This window comes from Ahniella affigens (assembly GCF_003015185.1).
GTDB lineage: Bacteria > Pseudomonadota > Gammaproteobacteria > Xanthomonadales > Ahniellaceae > Ahniella > Ahniella affigens.
In genome coordinates this window covers 3,522,711-3,542,020 of record NZ_CP027860.1, presented here as the reverse complement: position 1 = coordinate 3,542,020, position 19,310 = coordinate 3,522,711, and the positions used below count along the sequence as shown (strand labels likewise).

The 19,310-nt window shown below is 59.8% G+C and carries 19 protein-coding genes, 1 tRNA gene and 1 other RNA gene; 8 read left to right on the top strand and 13 right to left on the bottom strand.

Features of this window, described 5'->3' with window-relative positions:
* Positions 1–14: 14 nt before the first annotated feature.
* Entirely contained in the window at positions 15–398 is a 384-nt protein-coding gene (locus tag C7S18_RS13740) for a rhodanese-like domain-containing protein (RefSeq protein WP_106892106.1), read from the bottom strand.
* A 237-nt stretch (positions 399–635) separates the two neighbouring features.
* Between C7S18_RS13740 and C7S18_RS13735 the strand changes: the two genes are divergently transcribed.
* Both C7S18_RS13735 and C7S18_RS13730 read left to right on the top strand, forming a co-directional pair.
* Positions 636–1,439: an alpha/beta hydrolase gene (locus C7S18_RS13735; RefSeq protein WP_106892105.1), complete on the top strand. Its 804-nt coding sequence runs from the start codon at positions 636–638 to the stop codon at positions 1,437–1,439.
* Entirely contained in the window at positions 1,439–4,078 is a 2,640-nt protein-coding gene (locus C7S18_RS13730) for a serine/threonine protein kinase (RefSeq protein WP_106892104.1), read from the top strand. Before C7S18_RS13735 ends, C7S18_RS13730 begins: the two co-directional genes overlap by 1 nt.
* A 359-nt stretch (positions 4,079–4,437) precedes the next feature.
* Here C7S18_RS13730 and ffs read toward each other — a convergent pair.
* The 10 genes from ffs to C7S18_RS13675 form a co-directional block, all read right to left on the bottom strand.
* An RNA gene (gene ffs, locus C7S18_RS13725) (signal recognition particle sRNA small type) lies at positions 4,438–4,535 on the bottom strand.
* Between the two features lie 17 nt (positions 4,536–4,552).
* A tRNA-Ser gene (locus C7S18_RS13720) sits at positions 4,553–4,644 on the bottom strand.
* A 149-nt stretch (positions 4,645–4,793) separates the two neighbouring features.
* Positions 4,794–6,206, bottom strand: coding sequence for a ribosome biogenesis GTPase Der (der, locus tag C7S18_RS13715; RefSeq protein WP_106892103.1), 1,413 nt, complete (start codon positions 6,204–6,206; stop codon positions 4,794–4,796).
* 16 nt (positions 6,207–6,222) lie between these two features.
* Positions 6,223–7,377: an outer membrane protein assembly factor BamB gene (bamB, locus tag C7S18_RS13710; protein ID WP_106892102.1), complete on the bottom strand. Its 1,155-nt coding sequence runs from the start codon at positions 7,375–7,377 to the stop codon at positions 6,223–6,225.
* A gap of 4 nt (positions 7,378–7,381) precedes the next feature.
* Positions 7,382–8,029 (bottom strand): YfgM family protein, encoded by a 648-nt coding sequence (locus C7S18_RS13705; protein WP_106892101.1) that lies wholly within the window; start codon positions 8,027–8,029, stop codon positions 7,382–7,384.
* 271 nt (positions 8,030–8,300) lie between these two features.
* Positions 8,301–9,536 (bottom strand): helix-turn-helix domain-containing protein, encoded by a 1,236-nt coding sequence (locus tag C7S18_RS13700; RefSeq protein ID WP_106892100.1) that lies wholly within the window; start codon positions 9,534–9,536, stop codon positions 8,301–8,303.
* The gene (pilW, locus tag C7S18_RS13695) at positions 9,533–10,321 is read right to left on the bottom strand and encodes a type IV pilus biogenesis/stability protein PilW (RefSeq protein WP_106892099.1); all 789 of its coding nucleotides are present in this window, start codon (positions 10,319–10,321) and stop codon (positions 9,533–9,535) included. The genes C7S18_RS13700 and pilW overlap by 4 nt, the downstream gene beginning before the upstream one ends.
* Positions 10,311–11,432: a dual-specificity RNA methyltransferase RlmN gene (gene rlmN / locus C7S18_RS13690; protein WP_106894030.1), complete on the bottom strand. Its 1,122-nt coding sequence runs from the start codon at positions 11,430–11,432 to the stop codon at positions 10,311–10,313. The genes pilW and rlmN overlap by 11 nt, the downstream gene beginning before the upstream one ends.
* A gap of 5 nt (positions 11,433–11,437) precedes the next feature.
* On the bottom strand, positions 11,438–11,863 hold the full coding sequence (gene ndk, locus C7S18_RS13685; protein WP_106892098.1) for a nucleoside-diphosphate kinase: 426 nt from the start codon (positions 11,861–11,863) through the stop codon (positions 11,438–11,440).
* Between the two features lie 625 nt (positions 11,864–12,488).
* Positions 12,489–12,812, bottom strand: coding sequence for a high-potential iron-sulfur protein (locus tag C7S18_RS13675; protein WP_106892096.1), 324 nt, complete (start codon positions 12,810–12,812; stop codon positions 12,489–12,491).
* 81 nt (positions 12,813–12,893) lie between these two features.
* Between C7S18_RS13675 and C7S18_RS13670 the strand changes: the two genes are divergently transcribed.
* From C7S18_RS13670 to C7S18_RS13650, 5 genes are read left to right on the top strand one after another with little or no spacing between them, the layout of a single operon-like run.
* Positions 12,894–13,523 carry a methylthioribulose 1-phosphate dehydratase gene (locus tag C7S18_RS13670; RefSeq protein WP_106892095.1) on the top strand — a complete coding sequence of 210 codons (630 nt, stop codon included), beginning with the start codon at positions 12,894–12,896 and terminating at the stop codon, positions 13,521–13,523.
* The gene (locus C7S18_RS13665; RefSeq protein ID WP_106892094.1) at positions 13,520–14,068 is read left to right on the top strand and encodes a 1,2-dihydroxy-3-keto-5-methylthiopentene dioxygenase; all 549 of its coding nucleotides are present in this window, start codon (positions 13,520–13,522) and stop codon (positions 14,066–14,068) included. The genes C7S18_RS13670 and C7S18_RS13665 overlap by 4 nt, the downstream gene beginning before the upstream one ends.
* On the top strand, positions 14,065–14,745 hold the full coding sequence (mtnC, locus tag C7S18_RS13660) for an acireductone synthase (RefSeq protein WP_106892093.1): 681 nt from the start codon (positions 14,065–14,067) through the stop codon (positions 14,743–14,745). Before C7S18_RS13665 ends, mtnC begins: the two co-directional genes overlap by 4 nt.
* Positions 14,742–15,518 (top strand): cyclic nucleotide-binding domain-containing protein, encoded by a 777-nt coding sequence (locus tag C7S18_RS13655; protein ID WP_106892092.1) that lies wholly within the window; start codon positions 14,742–14,744, stop codon positions 15,516–15,518. The genes mtnC and C7S18_RS13655 overlap by 4 nt, the downstream gene beginning before the upstream one ends.
* Before the next feature lie 2 nt (positions 15,519–15,520).
* The gene (locus C7S18_RS13650) at positions 15,521–15,913 is read left to right on the top strand and encodes a SirB2 family protein (protein WP_106892091.1); all 393 of its coding nucleotides are present in this window, start codon (positions 15,521–15,523) and stop codon (positions 15,911–15,913) included.
* 169 nt (positions 15,914–16,082) lie between these two features.
* On the opposite strand, the gene C7S18_RS13645 is transcribed toward C7S18_RS13650, so the two are convergent.
* Together C7S18_RS13645 and C7S18_RS13640 are read right to left on the bottom strand one after the other, a co-directional pair.
* Entirely contained in the window at positions 16,083–16,529 is a 447-nt protein-coding gene (locus C7S18_RS13645) for a hypothetical protein (RefSeq protein WP_106892090.1), read from the bottom strand.
* A gap of 1,043 nt (positions 16,530–17,572) precedes the next feature.
* A complete protein-coding gene (locus C7S18_RS13640; RefSeq protein ID WP_106892089.1) occupies positions 17,573–17,995 on the bottom strand; it encodes a CBS domain-containing protein in 423 nt (140 codons plus the stop codon).
* A gap of 576 nt (positions 17,996–18,571) precedes the next feature.
* Here C7S18_RS13640 and C7S18_RS13635 point away from each other — a divergent pair.
* Complete coding sequence (locus C7S18_RS13635; protein WP_170113266.1) at positions 18,572–19,294, top strand: Crp/Fnr family transcriptional regulator; 723 nt, start codon at positions 18,572–18,574, stop codon at positions 19,292–19,294.
* Positions 19,295–19,310 lie beyond the last annotated feature (16 nt).

Genomic DNA, 19,310 nt, shown 5'->3' with positions numbered 1-19,310 from the left:
TTGCGGTGCTTGCGTTACGAATAGGAGTGCGTGAGTTCTCGGCTCAGCGGGATCCCGGCGCCCACCCAGGCCATCAAGCCGCCTTCCAGGAATTGCGCCCGGCGGCCCAGCTGGCTGCGCAACGCATTGCACGCGGCTTCAGAGCGCGCACCGCTCCGGCACACGAACAGAATCACTTCTCGGCGGTCACTAACCGAGGCAAGCGGCGCAATGGTTTCAGCGCCATCGGATTCGATCTGCCGCAGCGGGATGTGAATGGCGCCGGCAATATGGCCATGCGCAAACTCGTCGGCATCGCGCACGTCGACGACGAGCATGCCTGCGGCAATTTTCTCGCGCGCCCGGGCGGGTGACATCGCCGCAGGGCGCCCGATCAGGGCACGAACCTTTTGTAGCATTGCAAACTCCCCACCACCGCCAAACGCCCACAATCTCTGCCGGATTGTTGGGATGAGCGGTCACCTTATCGGGACAGACGGTAGGACGCAAGGTGGTATGCAAGAAATTGGTGGATTTTCCTCACGTTTTGTCATGAATGTCATGCTGAGCATGGCGTGCACTGGGTGCGCGTTGCGGTACGGGAATCAATCCGAATAGCATCACAGCCATTCGTGGTCTGGGCAGGTCTTACCTTCATGAAGCGAGCGGTTGGCTGGTTCGTGCTGGCAATTGGTGGCTTCTATTTGAGCTACGTGCTGCTGCTTTATGTGTCGCAGGAGCAGCGCATCTATCAGGCTCAGCCCGGGCTCGCGGTCGCGGCCCCGGCGCTGGTGTTCGATCGGCCGGGCGCGCGTGTCCGGGTGTCATATGAGGCGCACGACGGTGCCGATGCGGTGGTCTATTTCGGTGGCAATGCGGAGGACACGAGCCGGGTTTTGCCCGATCTTCGTGCCGCATTTCCAGGACGAAGCATCTATGTGATGCACTACCGTGGCTATCAGGGCAGTACGGGCAAGCCGTCGGAAGCGGCGTTGGTCAGCGATGCGTTCGCTCTGTTTGATGATGTCGCGACAAAAGCGCGCAATGTTCGAGTGATCGGTCGAAGTCTGGGCACCGGTATTGCGGTCCAGGTTGCGGCGGCGCGGCCCATTGAGGCGCTGGTGCTGATCACCCCCTATGAGGACTTCAAGCGCGTCGTGCAGGACATGAATCCGCTGGTGCCGGTCGGTTTGCTTCTTCGCGATCGCTACGAGTCGGCCAAGTACGCCCCGTTGGTCAAAGCCCCGGTCATTTTGATTGCTGGGGCGATCGATCAGCTGATTCCCGTCGTCCATGCAGAGGACTTGGCCCAACGATTCCCGCAAGGGCACGCGGTGCTCCATGTTGCAGCGTCGCGTGGCCACAACGACGTGCAGCTCGATCCGCAATTCTGGAACTGGGTGGCCACCGCAGCGTCCGACATCAAGGCCCAAGGCCACCCAGCATCAGGTACACCGTAATGAAACCCTCGGTGCTCGTGTTGTTTCGGGAGGCATTGGATCGGCCGGTCGCAGAGCGCGCAGCGTTTCTCGCTCAGGCTGGCGCCGATGCCGCAGAGGTCGCGCTGGTTCGGGATTTGCTGTCCGCCTTGACCGCATCGACACTGAAGACCGACACAGATGCGGCGCCGCTCGCCATGCGTCGAGCCGGCAGCGAGGGTGAGCAGATTGGTCCGTTCACGCTCCGCGCACCACTTGGAACGGGCGGCATGGGCACCGTTTGGCTCGCCGAGCGCACGGATGAATTCTCGCAACGGGTGGCAATCAAATGGCTATATGCCTCAACCAGCGCCCAGGCGCGTGCACGCTTCGCACGGGAGCGCGACGTGCTGGCTCGCTTGGAGCACCCCGCCATTGCCCGGATCGTGGACGGTGGTGAGGATCAGGGCGTGCCGTGGTATGCGATGGAGTTTGTCGATGGCGAGACGCTATTGACCTACGCTGATGGCGCCCGCATGGACTTGCGTGGGCGGTTGCAGCTTTTCTTGCAACTCGCTGACGCGGTGCAGTTTGCGCACCAGAATTTCATCGTGCATCGCGACTTAAAGCCGAGCAATGTCCTGGTCAATCAACAAGGCGTTTTGAAGCTGCTCGATTTTGGTATCGCAAAGCTCTTGGATGGCTCTGAACATTTGACCGAGCTGCAATCGCCCATGACCGTGGCCTACGCCGCGCCGGAGCAGATTCGTGGTGAGGCGATTACTGCTGCCACGGATGTCTATGGCCTGGGCTTACTGTTGTTCGAACTATTGACGGGGCAGCGCCCGTATCGGGCCCACAGCTCGGCCGAAATGCTGCAGCGAATTACGGCGACTGATGTGCCAGTGCCGAGCCGTCTGGCACTGTCTGATAGTGCTCGGCCGCCGGTGGATCGTCGCCAGCTAAGGGGCGACTTGGACGTGATTGTGTTGAAGGCCTTGCACCGTGAACCTAGTCGCCGCTACGAATCAGCGCGCGCGTTGGCCGATGATCTCCGTCGCTACCTCGCGCACCAGCCAATCCACGCGCGTGCCGATAGCGTCTATTACCGCGCTGGCAAGTTCTTGCGCCGCAATGCCGCTGCGAGTGGGGTCATTGGCGCGCTCGCAATCGGTCTGCTGGGCAGTGCCGGCTGGGCGTTTCAGAAGCAGCAAGAAGCGTTGCAGAATGCGCAATCAGCGCGCGCGAGCAGTGACTTCTTGTTGAATCGATTGACCGCAGCGAGTCCCTGGAAGGATGGGGCAACCTGGACCGTTCGAGACTTGCTCAAAGACACGGCTCAGAAAGTCGGCCCAGAACTCGCCGATCAGCCGGAGGCCCGGATCAGCCTCTATCGAACCCTTCGGGATGCATTGGCCGTTGAGCGGCCCTCGGTGGACGCGCTGTTTCCTGCGGAGCAACTGGTGAAGGAGCTTCGGAACCGCGACGACTTTCAGGGCGAGAGCGAAGCGTTGTACGAACTTCTGCGCGTGCAGATGCATCAGATTGAGCGGCTCGATATGGCCGAGCCGACGCTGCTGCTGCTGGAGTCGCGGATTCCCGAGCTCGACCCCGCGCTCGCACGAAAGGTGTATCGAAGTCGGGCGTACTTTGAGAACTATCGAGGTGTTCCCAAAGCCGCGCTTCGCGCCTGGATGCAACTGTTGCCGCCGGAACTTCAACACGACTATCGATTCGATCCCAACGCGACCGAGTTCAATGCGGCGCAGGACGCTGCGGCAGTGAGTGCGCTCATCGATCTGCACCGGCAAAACGCGGACTTGCGGAATGTGATTGAGTTGCTGGAGCTCTTGGAATGGAAGGGCAGGTTTGGGGCCAGAGACGATTTGCCGCAGCAAATCGGTATTGTCCAGTCCTTGGTTGGATCGGTATCGGACCTACTCCCGCCGGATCAGGGCTTGGCGTTAGCCGAGTACTTGGCTGCATTTGGCGCCAAGCAATTCGGAGCGGGCTCGGCCATGCACGAATACATTGCCATGAATCGCTTGTTGCCGCTCGTTCGGGCAGGACGGTTTGCTGAGTGCGAGCGGATCATTAGCGAATTCCAACGGGAGAGCAGCGAGTTTCCTGAAGAATCGCAACTGAGTATTCGGAGGGGATATACGGGCCTGGCACTAGTCGCGTTCAATGAAGGCCGACCGGACAAAGTCCAGAAGGCTCTGGCGCAATTGGATGCGTTCGTAAAGAGCGTGCCTGGTGCCTCCGAAGTAGATGCCAACAGGATCGAAGTGACTTGGCTGGACGCGTGGGCGCGCTGGCGTCTTGGCGAGCCCGAAGGGGAGCGCAATTTCTTGTCAGTCATGCAGCAGTCCAAGGAACTCGGCGCAGACTACTTGGAGGGTATTGGCTACTACGAGTTGGCTCGAAAGGCCTTCGAACAGGGCGATGTTGAGAAAGCGACCTCTTTGGTCAATACAGTCGACCCAGATGGCACATTCGTGGTGTTGAATCCGAATCACCCGCTAACAGAACTCCGTAAGTCGCTCGGACTCGCCGAATCGTCGCAGTACAGTGACCGGATCGAGGCGTTGCATCAGGCGACTCGTTGGTTGATCGACACGATGTCCCAACAAGCCCCTGAGGCACCGAGAAGCACTGCAACACAGTCATCAGAGCATTGAGGCTGCCAGTGGTGGCGCCCGCCTATACCGGACGCACGACTTGAAGAACGCCCATGATGTGCGTTTTGCAACAGCAATAAAGGTCTACCCAACGGCAGCGCATCAGCGCGCCATGGATGGCGCGCCCGCGGGTTGATCGCGCAGCGATTAAGCCGTCGGGAGTGCGTCCGGGCCTGTACCGGACGCACGACTTGAAACACGCTCAGGACGAGCGTGTTTCAAAGGCAAATAACGTCGCGCGCCCGCGGGTTGATCGCGCAGCGATTAAGCCGTCGGGAGTGCGTCCGGGCCTGTACCGGACGCACGACTTGAAGAACGCTCAGGATGAGCGTTCTTCAAAGGCAAACAACTGGAGGCAGCCCCCGCCGGCTGGCCCTCAGCACCCGCATCAGTGACTACCGTTGCTCCCTTCCGGGCCTGGCGGGGTTTGCCACCTATCGTCGTGAGGAACCGACGGGAGCCACCATAAAAAGGTGGCGGAGAGAGAGGGATTCGAACCCTCGGTACGGTTTTAGCCGTACACACACTTTCCAGGCGTGCTCCTTAAACCACTCGGACATCTCTCCGAATTGCGCTCTGGGGCGGAACTCCCAGATTTTCCGAAAGACGGGGCATGCAGCATGACCACGTCCGGGAAGGGTCGCACACTTTAGCGGAGCTTCCTGATTGAGACAAGTTCCCGCAGCGACGGTGGGGGCTTCGATTCAGCCGAGTCCTACTTGCCGCGTTTGTGGTGTTGGATCATGCGGCGACGGCGGTGCGCCTGTTTCTCCGTCAGCTCATTCTTGCGACCGGCGAACGGGTTGTCACCATTGCGCAGCTCAATCGCGACCGGGGTGCCCACCATCTTGTAGCGCTTGCGGAAGAAGTTCTCCAGATAGCGTACGTACGAATCAGCGACATGGTTGAGGCGGCTGCCGTGGATGACAATGCGCGGCGGCTTGGTGCCACCCAAATGGGCGTAGCGCATCTTTGGGGCACGACCGCCGACCAACGGCGGCTGATACGCCGTCAGGGCGGCTTCCAGGCCGCGGGTCAATTCACTCGAGGGGATCTCGGTATTGGCCGAACGGTACGCGGCAATTGCGGCATCGGTGAGCTCGCCGAGCCCGGAGCCATGCTTGGCCGAAATCGTGATGCGCTCGGCCCAGGGCACAAAGTCCAGGCGCCGATCTAGCTCACTCTGCGACCGCTCGCGCTGATACGGGCTCAGTCCGTCCCATTTGTTCAAAGCGATGACCAGAGCGCGGCCGGCGTCAAGCGCATAGCCAAGCACGGACGCATCCTGCTCCGTGACGCCTTCCTGCGCATCAAGCATCAGGATCGCGACGTCACACTGGTCCAGTGTCTGCAGGGTTTTGATGACACTGAACTTCTCGACGACATCCTCGACCTTCGACTTGCGCCGAACGCCCGCAGTGTCGATCAATACCCAATCCTGGCCATCGCGGTGCAGCGGGATGGCAATTGCATCGCGCGTCGTGCCAGGCACTTCGGAGGCGATCACCCGGTCCTCGCCGAGCAGGCGATTGACGAGGGTGCTCTTGCCGACATTCGGCCGACCAATAATGGCCAGACGAATGCCAGGGTGCTTTTTCAGATCCTGAATTCCGGCGTCCTGATCAGAACCCTCGGGTTCGGGCAAGCGCGAACGGATTTCCGCCTGCAAGGCGTCGATGCCGCGTTTATGCGCAGCCGAAACCGCCAGCACAGCCGACATGCCGAGCGCTGCGAATTCGGCGCCCGCAGCGGCTTCGGTGCTCGCATCGATCTTGTTCAGCACCAGAATGCAGGGCTTGCCGGATCGACGAATCTGCTGCAGGACGTCATGGTCATCAACCAGGAGTCCTTCTTTGGCGTCGACGATAAACAACACGAGTTGGGCCTCGTCGATCGCTGAGACCGCCTGCTTGACGGTCGCTCGGGCAAGGAAATCGCGGCTGTCGGTCAGACCGCCGGTATCGACCACCACATAGGGGCGGTCGACATTCCGGCAGACGCCATACTGGCGATCTCGGGTCACACCGGGCCGATCGGCCACAAGCGCGTCCCGACTTGACGTCAAAACATTGAACAGAGTCGATTTGCCGACATTTGGGCGGCCGACCAAGGCCACAACGGGAAGCATGGCCTGGTCCTTTGAATCAAGGCGAATTCAGTTCGTACGCTGCGAGCTCGCCAGTACTGGTTTGCACGTAGACGCGGTTGCCGTCGATCAGGGGCGATGCCCGAATCGGCGACTCATCGGCAATTTCGACACGGCTCTTGGTGCTGCCGTCAGTGCGTGCGAAAACATGGAGGTAACCCTCGATATCGCCGCTGAGCAGATAGTCCCCGGCGACGACTGGTGTGGTCAGCCAACGGTTTTCGTAAGCATCTTCTTGCCACGTCGAGCTGCCATCGTTCGCATCAAGCGCCCAAAGTGTGGAATTGTCATCGGCGACATACAGCTGATCGCCGCCTTTCGACACACCCGTATAAGACGAGAGATCGCGATTCCAGATGGGGCGGCCGGTCTGGGGAGACAAGGCGACGACCTGCCCGCGGTAGTTCACTGCGTACAGACGATCGCCATCAACCACCAGTTCGCCGTCCACGTCGGTCATGCGCTGCAATTCGGTGCGGCCTTCGGCCAGACCGACCGCTTGCTCCCAGAGCAGGCTGCCATCGCTGACGCGAAGTGCCACGACCTTGCCGGTTTCGTAGCCTACGAACAGAATGTCGCCAATCAACAAGGGTTGCACGTAGCCGCGCACGCTGAGCAGCGGCAGGCCGCGGTCGAACACCCACTTGCGGCTGCCATTGTTCAGATCAAGCCCAAAGATGCGGCCGTCGTTGCAGCGTACGACCGCAATGTCCCCGGCAATAACCGGCGCAGCAAGCACCTCGGATGAAACCTTGGCTTGCCACAGCTCGGAAGCCGAGCCGGCATCATAGGCCAGTACCTTGCCGTTCAATGTCCCAGCCAGGACGCGTTCGGAGTCGGCGACCGGGCCGGCCGCGAAGGCGTCGTCTTCAAGCTGGACCTGAAACAGCTTGTTGCCGGTGCTCGCGTCGAGTGCGTACAAACCGTTGTCGACATCCGTGGCATACAACCGATCGGCGACGATGTAGGGACGCGCCGCTGCACCGGTTTTGCCGCTGCCATCACCCAGGTCGGTGGACCAGAGCTTCTTCAACAATTGAGCGTCCGTGAACTCGACCAGCTCGTTAGGCGGATCGATGTTCTCCTTCTTCTTCCAGGTGGTACAGGCGCTCATCGTCAGGGCGATCAGGGACAGCAGCAGCAGTTTGCGCATTCGCTCAGGTTCCTTCGGCGATAGTGGCCAGATCGTCGCGTTTCATTTCCACAATCGTGCGGCGCGGCGAGGTGGCATCGAAGTGCGTCAGGCTGTCGTCATAGGCGGCCTGGGCTTCTTTGTACTTCTTCTGGGCAAACAAGGCATCGCCGCGAATCTCTGCAGCCAGTGCCTGGTAGCCCTTGTTGGTCACTCCGGCAATGCTCTTCAGTGCGTCGTCGGGCTTGTCCTGCGCCAGTTGCAGACGCGCCAGGCGAATTGCCGCGAGTTGGCCGAGTTCGGGCATGGTGCCCGAGTTGTCGCGCGCAAACGCCAGTGCCTTGGCGGCATCGTCGAGCTTGCCGTCTGCGGTCAGACGGGCACTTTCGTCGATGGCGGCCAACACCGAATACGGCGACTTTGCGTACGTGGTCCGCATCGAGTCACTCAGCGCCTTGATCGCCGCGTCGTCCTTTTTCTCGATGGCTTCGGTCAAGGCGACGTATTTGTCGCTGGCCTCGGCATACCGTGCGCCACGCATTTCCTGATATTTGCCGACACCCAGAATCGCGGCTGCGCCGAGGGCCAAGCCAATGAGAATCGAGCTGCCATTCTCGTGCAGCCACTTGCGAACTTTTTCGCCTTGCTCGTGTTCGTCCAATACGTCTGACATGACTCTTCTTTCCAACCAGATCAAAAAGCCGCGACCGCGGCAAACCTGAAACGAGGAGGGACCCTCACTTCACCAGGCGATTGCAATGGCAAGCGCGTTAAGAAAATGCTTGCGCCGACCAGGGGCGGCGCATTCGGAATGCCCAAAAGTGCATTCAAGGGAACCCTGATTGCCTTGGATCACGCCAATTGTCGAACTTTCGAGCGGCCCTGGAACCCGATACGGCCGCTGGAAAAGCGACGCGGTCAACCCGCTCTTTCCAGAAAAACTGTCAAAGCGATTCGACCGAAGCGTCCGATTCTACTTGGGTTGGCGGTTTTTCGCTGGCCCCGAACAGCTCCAGGTTGGCGACGTTGCGGCGGGCCAGGGGCACCAGGTCAATCAGGCTGCCGTCCGCTTTCAGTTGAACGCCACCTGAATTGCCAATGCGGACGCGCACGGGCACGCGCGTGACATAGCGGCGGGAATCACCGGCACGAAGCAGGCCTTGGTCGATCCGGCGGCCACCTACTTCGACAACCTCCATCCAGGAGTCGTCGGTGGCGGTCAACGTGATCTCATGGTCACCCGGCGCCAGGGTCGGGCGGCTTGGAGGCATCGGGGTCATCGACGCCATCAGTGTTTCCGGTGCGGGCTGGGCAGCCGCGGGTTGAACTGCCATGGGTTGGGCGGCCGCGGGTTGGACAGCCATTGTCGGGTCGCGGCGCTCAGCGGTTGTCGGGTCACCGGCGGGCTGGTTCGCTTCAAAGCTGGCGGCAAAAGTCGGTGCTGGATTTGGCGCTGACGCGGGGGTCGCAACCGGCGCTTCGGCTGGCGCGGCTGGCAGTTCCGGACTTTCCAGGCTGCGTACCTGCACCGTGGTGGGCATCTGCCAGCGCGAAAAGCTGAACACCGACAGGGCCAACACGGCGGTCAAACCAACCATGCTCGCAAGTCGGCCCCACTTTTGGACGCGGCGATTGGCCTGCGGTTCGGAGGCCGCACGCGACACCACTGCGGGCGCTTCGACTTCGGGAAATTGCTTCCGGACCAGAATCTCCGGGACATCCACCAGCTTCGCAAACCGAAGCAAATAGCTGCGCGCATAAACGACAACGCCCAGTTGGTCGAAACGATCCTGCTCAATCTCCTGAATCCGGGACACGGGTAGACGCAAACGCTGCGCCATATCTTCCCGGCTCCAGGACTTCGCTTCGCGTCCACGTTTCAGGCGCGCACCCAATGTGGGTTCGTCCACTGTGATCGTCATGGTTGATGGCGTCGACGGCGGGATCAGCAGCGCTGGCTCAGCCGCCAGAATGCCAATGACTGGCGCCGCCTCTGGTTGTCGGGGCAGCGTATCCAATTCGGATTCGGATTCGGGTTCGTGCTCGACTGCGGCTTGGTCGGCAGTCTGAGCGGCCTCGGCTGCAAGCGGCTCGGTGGTCGCGATCAGCGCGGTCTGCTGCGGGTTTGAACCGGCCGCATCCGATGGACGAGGATTCCGGCGATGTTTGCGTCGACTCATGGCGATGGCTCCAGGCGCTGTCCGGTGGCTTGCGCCGAATCGGGAAAGCGCTCGATGAGTAGTTTTCGGTATTGGGTGACCTGGGTGTCGTTGCCGAGTTTGGACTCGATCCGCATGCCCAAGTCCAGGGATTCAGGGTTCTGCTCATTGCCGCCGAGCCAGCGCTCATAGAACGCGCGGGCCCGCATGTAGTCGCCAGCCGTCAGGCTCAGCTCAGCCATTGACCAAAGCGCAATGGGGTCTTCTGGCTTTTCTGCCAACACTTCGCGGAACTGTTCGGTTGCAACCGCAATATTGCCTGACTTACGCGCACAGACGGCGCGGTTGACGCGGGCCGTTTCGGGGGTCTTGTAGAAAGGGTCTTCAATGGCCTTGACGAACAATTTTTCGGCATCGGCATAGCGTTGCTGGCTGCACAGGAAGCGCCCCAGATTGTTTGCGCTCAAGCCTGCGTTCGGGCTCAGTTTGTAGGCTTGCCGGTAATGCGTTTCGGCTTCTGCCATCTTGCCGATCTGCTCGTAGACAATGGCAATGACGGTGTGCGTATCGGGGTATTTCGGGTCCAGTTTCAGTGAGCGCTGCAACTTGTCCATGGCCAAATCCAGCTGGCCCTTGCTCAGGTAGGCCTGGCCCAGGGACGTGAGTGTCTTGGCTGCCTGCTTTGCGTCCGGACGGCGTTCAACGGGTTCGTTGTAACGCGTTTCCTGACGTGAGAAATCCTGCTTGCCGCCGCATGCCAAGAGATGAAGGCAGAGCACGACAGCAGCGATTCGATTAAGCAGCATCAGCTTGCTCCTTCAACTTGGCTTCGTGCTCACGACGCCGGCGGGTGCGATCCATGACCTTGCCGACCAGCTGACCGCAAGCTGCATCAATGTCGTCACCGCGCGTGCGCCGGACCGTGGTCATGATGCCGCCGTCATAGACGATTTTCTGGAACCGGGCAATCACTTCCGGATCGGAGCGTTCGTACTCGGTGCCCGGAAACGGATTGAACGGAATCAGATTGAGCTTCGATGGGACTTTGCGCAGCAGTTTGACCAGTTTCTTGGCCAATTCCGGGGTGTCGTTCACACCCTTCATCATGGTGTATTCGAAGGTGATCGACGAGCGCGGGCGCTTTGCCTGGTAGCGCTGGCAGGCGGCCATCAGCAGCTCGATGGGGTACTTCTTGTTCAGCGGTACGAGGTGGTCGCGCATTTCGTCGATAGGCGCGTGCAGCGACACGGCCAAGCTGACGTCGCAACGCTCGGACAGCGCATCAATCATCGGCACCAGGCCTGCTGTGGAGAGTGTGACGCGCTTGTTGGCCAGGCCGAAGCCCAGGTCGTCGCGCATCAAATCCATTGCGCTGCAGACGTTGTCGAAATTGAGCAGCGGTTCACCCATGCCCATCATCACCACGTTGGTGATTCGGCGCATGCCGTTTTGTTGGTGATTCAGTTGTTTGGCGGCAACCCAGACCTGGCCAATGATTTCCCAGGTGCTCAGGTTGCGATTGAAGCCTTGTGTGGCCGTGGAGCAGAAGCGGCAATTCAACCCACAACCAACTTGCGACGACACGCACAACGTGCCGCGATTGGGTTCGGGAATGTACACCGTCTCGACGGCATTGCCGCCCGACAGGCCGAGTACCCATTTGCATGTGCCGTCAGCACTCTGTTGCTCGTGCATGATCGTGGGTACGCGGATTTCACACTTCTCATCCAGCAGCGTTCGGAGCTTCTTGCCGAGGTCGGTCATGCCGTCGAAATCCGCCACCTGCCGGTGATACAGCCACTTCATGATCTGCTCGGCGCGGAACCGCTTTTCTCCGATCGACAGGAAAAACGCTTCCATCTCGCGACGGCTGAGATCAAGCAAATTGACTTTCTTGGCAGGGGCGGATTCGGTCATGGCACTCAGCGCGGACACAGTTCCGTGGCGGCGAAGAAGTAGGCGATTTCGATCGCGGCATTCTCGGCGCTGTCGGAGCCGTGCACAGCGTTCGCATCGATACTGCTGGCGAAGTCGGCGCGAATCGTGCCGGCATCGGCTTTCTTCGGATCGGTGGCGCCCATCAGCTCGCGATTCTTGGCAACCGCGTTGTCACCTTCCAGAACCTGGATCATGACTGGGCCGGAAATCATGAACTCGACCAGCGCATTGAAAAACGGACGTTCGCGATGCACCGCGTAAAAGCCTTCGGCTTCTTTGCGGGACAAATGCTTCATTTTGGCCGCGACAATCTTGAGGCCCGCGGATTCGAAGCGGTCGTAGATTTTGCCAATGACGTTTTTGGCAACGGCATCGGGCTTGATGATGGAAATGGTGCGTTCCAGCGCCATGGTTGAGCTCCTTAGGATAGGTAAAAAATCGCCAGGAGTCTAACAGAAAACCCTCGCAATTCCCGATGCTTACGGGCGAAATTGCGGGCAGGGCAGGAGGTCCATGGAGCACTGCCGCATCAAGGTTTCCAGAGTTGCGCCGCAGAATCTCGCAAGCAGTTGATTAAGAAGCTTTTTCCTCGCCAATGCAGTGGCGTTCAACCGACCGCACGGCGGGATTCCGCGGCCGTCGACGTCGCCGGACTCTTGCAAGCTGTTTCAGCTTCGTTTCGGATTGCAAACGGAAAGGAGTGACTGGTCACAGGACTTTGCAACCGGTGTCAAAACCCCGGCACGCGCTGCGATCCGACTTCGTAACACCGGCAAGCGACTGCTCAACTGGGCCTCGTTTGGCGGCGCGTCAGCCGCCAATGATGATGTTTCAGGGCAATCCGGAGGGTCGCTGGTGCCTTGCCTGGACGTACTCGCTCATCCAAAATCGCTATTTGAATCAGACGATTGCGGCCCATTGGCGAGCTCTTGCGAGCCTCGCCGCAACACGCGTTGCCGCACGCTGTTGGAACCAAATCACGACACCCCAGCCCATCGTCGTGGCGGGCTGGGGCACGACTTGGCAATCGAGCGATCAGGCTTTGGCCGAGTAGGCGGCGCACCAGCCCTTCGCGTCGACCGATTTGCCCGGAAAGATCGAACATGGACGCCACGCGTCACCGTCCGCGCCCTGGGCGAGTTTGCACGTCGCGCAGTGTTGGCCGGCCTTGTAGGTCGGGTACTTGGCCGCATCGACCTTCGTCGCGTCATGCTTGTATCCGAGCGCCGCAGCAGTCGGGTCCGTTTCGGCGAGTTGCGGCAGGGTCTCGGCCTTTGCGGCCGTACTCAGGGCCAGCGTGCCGCCAGCGACGGCGATCAGCGTTAGAAACTCGCGGCGGTTCAGTTCGGAAGTGCTCATCTTGGGCTCCGTTGATTTACCAAAGGATAGGGTGCGCTATATTGACGCGTTCTGAATTGATCGAAGTCAAGCGCCAAGGACATGACCTTCACAGACGCACAATTTCACGACGCCGCCGAGCAGATCTGCACGTTGACCCGCGAGTTGGCCGCGCGCGGCATGACGCCTGCGACCAGCAGCAATTTCTCGATTCGGCTCGATGCGGCGCATGCCGCCATTACCATCTCGGGTCGCGACAAGGGGCGTCTGACGGTTGCCGACATCATGGTCGTCGATCTTGACGGCCAAGCGGTCGGCAGCCAGCACCGTCCGTCCGCCGAGACGCTGCTGCATACCCAGATCTACGCGCGCGACCCGACCCAGCAGTGTGTGCTGCACACGCACTCGCGCAACCAGACATTGGCCTCGCGCCTGTTCGCGAAGCAGGGCCAGATCCGCTTTGCCGGTTATGAGCTCCTGAAAGCATTTCCCGGCATGAGCACGCACGATTCCGAGTTCGATCTGCCCATTCTGCCGAACGACCAGGACATGCCGGCCCTCGCCCGGCAGGTGGCGCCACTCTTGGCGCAACGTCCATCGCTCTGCGGTTACTTGATCGAAGGCCACGGCATCTACGCCTGGGGCGACTCCGTGTTTGCGGCGCGGCGGCATCTGGACGCTTTTGAATTCCTGCTCGAATGCGAGCTGACCATGAGGACATTGCAGGCATGAGCCGACTCCGCATTTTTTCTGAAGCTGACCCGAGTGTGGTGCGCACGTTTTCGATCGATCACGCGGTCATCGCGGCCGTGCTGAAGGCGGCTGGCGTTCGATTCGAGCGTTGGCAGGCGTCGGCGCCGGTGCAGCCTGGCGCCAGCCAGGACGAGGTCATCGCAGCCTATCGTGGCGATATTGATCGTTTGATGCGCGAAGAAGGCTATCAGGCGGTCGATGTGGTCAGCCTCAATCCCGATCACCCGCAGAAGGCCGAGTTTCGACAAAAGTTCTTGAATGAGCATACGCATGCTGAGGATGAGGTGCGCTTCTTTGTCGGTGGCAGTGGTCTGTTCACCTTGCATCTGCAGGATCAGGTGTACGAAGTTCTGTGCGAGCAGGGTGATCTGATCGGGGTTCCGGATAACACGCGGCACTGGTTTGATATGGGCCCGGATCCTTACTTCATCGCGATTCGCTTGTTCACCAACCCAGCTGGCTGGGTCGCGAATTTCACTGGCGACACGATTGCGGAGCGTTTCCCGCGCTTTGGTTCGCCATGAGCCGGATCATTCTGACGGACATCGAAGGCACGACCAGCGCGATCGACTTTGTGCATCGGGTGTTGTTTCCGTATTCACGTGCCGCATTGCCCGACTTCGTGCGCACGCACGCGAACAACCCGGCGGTTCAGAGCGAGATCGCTGCCGTGCGCGCGGAGTTGGGTGGCAACGCGAACTTGGAACAGGTCATTGCCACCTTGCTCGAATGGATCGATGCCGACCGCAAAGCCACGCCACTCAAGGCGCTCCAGGGGCTGATCTGGGACGTCGGGTACCAGACCGGCGCATTCACGGCGCACGTCTATATTGATGCGTACGATCAACTGCGCAGCTGGCACCAGGCCGGAATGCCGCTGTACGTGTACAGCTCAGGGTCCATCGCGGCGCAGAAGCTGTTCTTTCGCTACAGCGTGTTCGGCAACTTGCTGCCTTGGTTCTCGGGGCACTTCGACACTACGTCCGGGGGGAAGCGCGAAGCAGAATCGTACCGTCGGATTGCCGCAGCATTGCAGCAGCCCGCTGAAGCCATTCTGTTTCTGTCTGATGTCGAAGCCGAATTGGACGCCGCCCGGGGCGCTGGGATGAAGACCGCCCAGATCTGTCGTGCGGACGCGCCGCCGATCAGTACCGGGGGGCACCCGGTCCACGCCACATTTCGTACTATCCTGCCCGGATGAACCCGTTCAATGCCCTGACCGTCCCAGAACCCTGGCTCGCTACGCCCGTCGACGACGGCACCGCCGAGCAATTCTGCACGACCTGTGTGTTTGGGCAGCTATGCATGCCCCAAGGCTTCAGCAAGCAGGCGCTGCACCGGCTGCACTGCCTGATTGAGCACGTCGGGCCGTTTCAGGCTGGTCAGACCATCTTTCGGGCGCAGGACCCATTTACCGCCGTGTTCTCGGTTCGGGCCGGGTTGGTCAAGACCATCCTGATCGATGAGCGGGGGCGCGAGCAGGTGCTTGGCTTTTACACGCCCGGCGAACTGATTGGTTTGGATGCGGTGCATACCGCAAAATATCCCTGCGCCGCAGTGGCGCTCGATACGACCTTGCTGTGCCGCTTCTCGTTTGGAGCGATGGCCAATTTGGCGCAAGAACTGCCGAGCCTCCAGAACACTTTGTTTCTGACGATGAGCCGAAGCATTACGGCAGCTCAGTGGGGGCGCGGCGATTATCCTGCCGAGGTCAAATTTGCCGGGTTTCTGCTGGATTGGGGGCGTCGCCTGGCGCGTCGTGGCTTTTCTGGCCGGCACTTCGTGCTGCCGATGGCGAGAACCGATATCGCTAGCTTTTTGTCACTGGCACCAGAAACGGTTTCGCGAGTCATTCGAAAGATGAGCGATGACGGTATCGCGGCATTCGATCGCCGCGAAGTGCAATTGCTGAAACAGGATGTCCTGGTGCGCATGGCCAGCGTCATGCCCACTTTTGATCTGGAGATTGGGTAAACATGTTGAGTTACATGATGATCAAGCACGCGCACATGGCCTCTGCGATGCTGAGCGTGTTGATATTCGCGCTCCGGGGCGCGGCAGTGCTGGCGGGGTCAAAGCTTGGCAATCATGCTTTGGCGCGACGCTTGTCGATGGGCCTCGATACCTGCCTGTTGGTATTCGGCGTCTGGCTCGTCGTGCTACTCGGACTGAATCCTGTGGCAGTGCCGTGGTTGGGTGTCAAACTGCTATTGCTCGTGGTTTACATTGTGTTGGGCGTTTTTGCCCTGAAGCGCGCCGCGAGTTGGCGTGGCAAATTGCTCTGCTACATCGCTGCGCTCACAACGGCAGTTGTGATCTTTGGAATCGCACGCGCGCACCATGTAATGGGTTGGCTCAAACTTCTGTAAACGGCTGAGATCCAGTCCGTTCGCAGTGTTCGTGGGAGTTGCCGACACGAACTTCAGTAGACTGCCAAATGTCAGCGGATCGCGTGCCGTCTCGGGTGGTGTTGGCCAGAGTCTGGCTCAGACGGCAGCGTTCCAGGAGTGTTTGGCATACGCTCAGATTTCTTAGCTTTTAGTTGTTCGCTGCGACCAAGCGCTCATGTGGCAGAGTGGTGTACCAGCCAATTTGGGACATCCAGTGATTCAGTTCCTTTGGCGGAAACGGGTATGCTGCGATACGGCCGTTGTCGAAGGCAAACTGAGACCCGTCCTTGCCCGTGACCACCGTCACCACATGCGGCGTCCCATCGCCCAGAATCCCGGCGGCGAATACGTGCGTCAAGCCAAGGCGATCCGCCTGCACCGCAATCTCTTCGGCATTGTTGCGGCAATTGACCAAGTCCGAGTGCAGTCCTTCAGTCCAGCCGGGGCGGTCGCTGATAAATGTTCGCCAAGCCCAGTTCTGGCGGAGACGATCCTGGTCGGCAACGGCATCGAAGCGGACTGGTTCGGTAAAAACACTGCAGGCGCTAAGCAGCAGGCAAAGTGAGGCAGAGAGGCAAGTCGTGATGCGGTTCATGATGGCGTTCCTTGGGTAGCGGGCGGTGGTGTTGCAAATGAGCCGGGTATGGCGGTTGCGTCGAATGGCTGTGAGGTAAGGCGGCAGGACACTTTTGGTGCGTTCGCGTCGTCGAGAACGTTGGCTTTCGTTACGAGTCGGCGTGATGGGCGTGCAATGGCGTTCAAACGTTTGGTTCCGGTTGGCAGGTGGATCGGTTGTCTGCGTGTAGCGGTTGCTGGGTGTCGTACTTGGGGCATCAGATCGGTTTCGTGCATGAATCCCGAGGTGGTTAAGTTGTGTTTGCACTTTTTAAAAAGTGTGGTGATTGCGCATTTAGAGCAGTCAATTAACTTGATGGCGCATTCTGTGGCGAGCACTGGCGCCCTGGAATTGACTTGCGTCAAGTCCGCGCAATCAGTGGACAACGCACCCCCCGAACTGCGGGATTTGCATCAGTGAAAAGCGCTAGTAATCAATACGCTAGCCGTATTTAAACGATATGTATCAAGTTCGTAACAGGAAACGTTGCCAACTCGCCATCGTGTAATGGTTGCTTTCGATGTTGTTTCTCAAACAGCGATTTAGTGCGCAATATGAGTTAAGCGAAGCATTCGTAACTTCACCGCACCAATAAGTGTCTGAACAACGTCAGCGGTAACGCGGGTAAGAGTGGCCTGATCGAAATTGTGAACGTCAGTGCCTTTTTCTGGAGTCCAGAACCCGGCCGACGGACTTCGCGTGGGCAGGCGATGCGCCGGGTTCTGCGCGAGTGGGATTCCCAAGAAGCGACCAGTTGGCACAGGCGACAGCGACACTCAACCTGTTCGGTGTCGACGCGAAATAGTAGGGGGCTCTAATATAGGCAAGAGTCGACGCGAGTCTGAATTTCAACGATGGATTGATTCAAACTGGCAGATACGGGCAAAGGATGGCCCGCGCAGAATCATGCGCAGAAGTACCTAATTCTGGAGCAATGACTTCGTACCCCGGCATTCGCCGGGGGCAAGCTGGCGGACTTATGGCGGGTCTGACGGTCCAGGATGGACGTGTCCAGATCCTACTTACTCGGGGGAGAAGGCTTGAGTGAGAGACTGCAGTGAGTCAACCAAGGCGCCGTAGACGTCGTCGACCGCGACAATTCCGGTCAAGTGGCCGTATTCATCGACAACCGGGAGCCGTCGAATGCCATGGAACGCCATGATCTGAATGGCTTCCTTCAGGTCGGATTCGTCCTGGCACGTGACGACTACGGCGGTCATGATCTCAGCCACTGCGGTCGAATCTGGGTTGGCATGGTTTGCAACGACAGCCTTGACGATATCGGAGTCGGTCAGGATGCCGATCGGAACCAACGCGTCAGCGTCCGCATCCACAACGATCAGGGCCCCAACGTACTTGGCTTGCATCAGGCGCGCCGCTGCACGAACGGTCTGATGCTGGGGGATGCAGATTACGTGTCGCGTGCAGGCATCCTTGATGCGCATGTCGCCTCCTGTCACTAGACAGTGACTGAGCCCATGTTGGTTGGTCGTGAAGCATTCATTCTTGACCTGGATCAATATCGGTTTGATTTCGGCTGCTACGGCGACACACGACGGCCAGAGAGCCTCTGAACGAGTTCAGGGGCGACACGGGCCGTGGATGGCTCGCTTAGAATCGAGCACGTAAGTGCTTGATTCTGGATATTGAGTCCAGCACATGGGCGATTCTGGCGGCCGTCGAGGCTGGGCATATCGGCTCAAAATCAAGTCCGTGCTGGCTCGGCCCCGGCCCCTGGGCGGCCCAGCCAGCGCCCGCGTTGCCCGCGACGGTGCAAAAGTCTCCCCGTCCCAGAGACGGGCCTGATCAGAAGCGCCATAGCGACCCGGGAGGCCGGTAACGGGCGATACCGGCATTCTCGAGCACCGTAAAGGTGCTGAAACAGACGGGCCGTAGTAGTCGAGTGGGATACACACCGTTACTCACGGTTACGGCCCAGCCATCAGCCTGTGGCATTGGTGATGAATCATGCTGACCCATCGCTGACACCATCGTCAGTTCAACTTAAGGGAGTCGGATCCATGCAAGCGACCGCAATAGCAGGCCATTACAGCCAAACCCTGAACTTGGGTCTTACGCCGAGCACGGTGAAGGCGCCTACGGTTGAACTGCCGGGCGCAGCGCTGAATCTGGCGTGTCGACGGCTGGAGGCGAGACAGCCCCTGTATCTGGCAGGCCAGCCAGTCCTGAGCTTGTTCCTGATCCGTGCTGGGCAGATGAAGACCAGCGTGGTGAGTCATGACGGTCGGGAATTGATCACCGGGTTCCGGATGCGCGGCGACTGGTTGGGCCTGGAGTCTCTGGATACCGACTTCTATGCTTGCGATGCCGTCGCGCTTGAGTTCTGCGAGGTTTTGGAGTTGCCGAGAAGTCGGATCGATGCGCTGCAGGAGTCGCATCCGAATCTGAAGCGCGAACTGACTTCAACGCTGTCCCAGGAAATCCGGCGTGACTGGCAATGGATGCTGAGGACGGCGACGCTCGCCGCCGAACAGCGTGTCGCCGCTTTCCTGCTCGACCTTGCGTCTCGCCAGCGTGCTTTAGGATTCAGCGCACGCCGCCTCACGCTGCGGATGACTCGGGCGGAGTTGGGCAGTTTTTTGGCGATCACGCTGGAAACCGTCACCCGGGTGATGTCACGGATGGCCGAGCACGGCGTCATATCGGTGCAGCGTCGCGACGTAGAACTGCTCGACCCGGACGCACTCGGTGCGCTCGCTGGCGGCACGGCGACCTATCACTGATCCGACTCGTAACGCA